The 1,808-nt window shown below is 32.6% G+C and carries 4 protein-coding genes; all 4 read right to left on the bottom strand.

From position 1 onward, the window contains the following. The coding region (locus tag HG1285_RS02950; protein ID WP_008288993.1) for a recombinase family protein at nucleotides 1-740 on the bottom strand (740 nt) is incomplete at its 3' end. 86 nt (nucleotides 741-826) lie between these two features. After that, complete coding sequence (locus tag HG1285_RS02955; protein WP_008288992.1) at nucleotides 827-1,225, bottom strand: YopX family protein; 399 nt, start codon at nucleotides 1,223-1,225, stop codon at nucleotides 827-829. Then, nucleotides 1,206-1,403 carry a hypothetical protein gene (locus HG1285_RS02960; RefSeq protein ID WP_008288991.1) on the bottom strand — a complete coding sequence of 66 codons (198 nt, stop codon included), beginning with the start codon at nucleotides 1,401-1,403 and terminating at the stop codon, nucleotides 1,206-1,208. Before HG1285_RS02960 ends, HG1285_RS02955 begins: the two co-directional genes overlap by 20 nt. A gap of 4 nt (nucleotides 1,404-1,407) precedes the next feature. Next, a partial coding sequence (locus HG1285_RS02965) for a hypothetical protein (RefSeq protein ID WP_008288990.1) occupies nucleotides 1,408-1,808 on the bottom strand: 401 nt, incomplete at its 5' end.

Genomic DNA, 1,808 nt, shown 5'->3' with positions numbered 1-1,808 from the left:
CCACCACCATAGACTAACCCAATATAAAGCTCATTTTTTAATATCTTTAAAATGCTTTGATATTTCCATTGTTTTCCTCTGTTTGTTATACCTTCTTCGTTCAATCTTTTTGCTATTTCTTTTGAGCCGTATCCTTGCTCAAATAAAGATAATATTCTGAAATAAATATGTGCTTCTTCTTCTGCTTTTATTATTTTTGATTTTATTGTGTTGCCGTATTTAACTTTTATAGTTTTGTATCCAATTGGCAGTGGTCTACCTGTTGAAAATCCTTGTCTTGCATTTTCCCTGTTTCCTCTTTTTATGTGAACAGAGCAAAAAATTGGATACCATGCATCAAAAAGCATAGCTCCACCTTCAGCCCAAAATCTTGCAAGTCTTTCTTCGTCGTTGTTTGGATTTCCTGATAAGAAAGGATTTGAGGCGTAATGTATTTCTACTCCTAATTTATCAAAGAGTTCTTTATAATTCATTTTATGTCTTATATTTCTAAATAACCTTGAAGTGTCAAAGGTTATAATTGCTTTAATGTCGTTATTTTGGACATAGTTTATCATTTGTTGAAAGGCAGGTCTTTTGTCTGTAGTTCCGCTTATTCCTTCATCTGTGAATACTTGAACAACTGTAAAGCCTTTATTTTCTGCATATTTGAAGCATTCGCTTATCTGTGAGCTGATTGGTGTTTCTTTTTGTGTTGCTTGGTCTGTTGATACTCTCGCATAGATTACTGCCTTTTTCATGAGACACCCCGATTATAAAGTTTGCTATTTCTTTTATAATACTATCATCTAAATAGAAATTGCTATCTTTTAGGTTATCTGTGCATTTAAACATTTTTATCCTCTAATAAATGTTTGTGTTCATAAATATTGCCGATGACTTCAATGTTTTGCTCATCAATAAAAGCCATGCCGATAATACAGCTTGAATATGGATTATCTTGAGGTAAACAATCAACATAAAATTCTCCATCTCCGAATTTGACAATACCAATGACATCTTCATAGTAAAAGTCTTTAAGTTTGACTATATCTTCCTCATATATTTCCTTGCCGTTTTTGTCTTTTAGACCGGTGTATTGCATTAAAACAATCTCATTAAACCGTCTAATAGAAAAACCTATGGCATTTAAACATTTAACAGTTCCAAATTCAAAATCTATTGAAACTACAATTTTCATATCTTTATCAGTTTTATCCCAAACTCTAAACTTTATCTCTCTCATTTCTTCTCCTCCTCTTCCAAATATAAAAAGCGTCCTCAAAAGCTTCGTATTTGTCTTTTTTTCCGTAATGCATTGCGTCTATCATTTCTATCTTGAGGAATTTTATATCTTCTTCTGTGTAGTCGTATATTCCTTTTTCTGCAAGTTGTTGTTTTATAAAGTTGGTTTTACTTTCCATTGTTTCACCTCTCAAATATTTTTGGTGCTTTTAGTTTTCCTGTAGGAAAACCTTGATTTTTCCATTCAATCCATGTATATATATGTTGTAGGTACGGCCGGGCTTGCGTGAGCAAGTCCTCTATCATCTCTATTGCTATTTGGAGTTTACCGGCAAGCTCTTTTGCTTGCTGGTACTCCTCATAAGTTGGTATTTGTTTGAGTTCTGCAACTAATTTGTCGTACTGGGCTTTGGCTTTTTCTATCTCTTCTTTTTCTTTTATAACTTTTTCTTTCCAGTAGTTTCTGATGGCTTTTGTGGTTTCTATCTGGATTTGTTTGACTCTTTCTCTTAACTCAGGTTTTAATCTTTCAACTGTTATGAGATATAAAAGGGCTGGTAAGTCAAATATATTTATGCATAAAG

Source organism: Hydrogenivirga sp. 128-5-R1-1, assembly GCF_000171895.1.
This window is presented reverse-complemented; position numbering and strand designations above follow the sequence as displayed.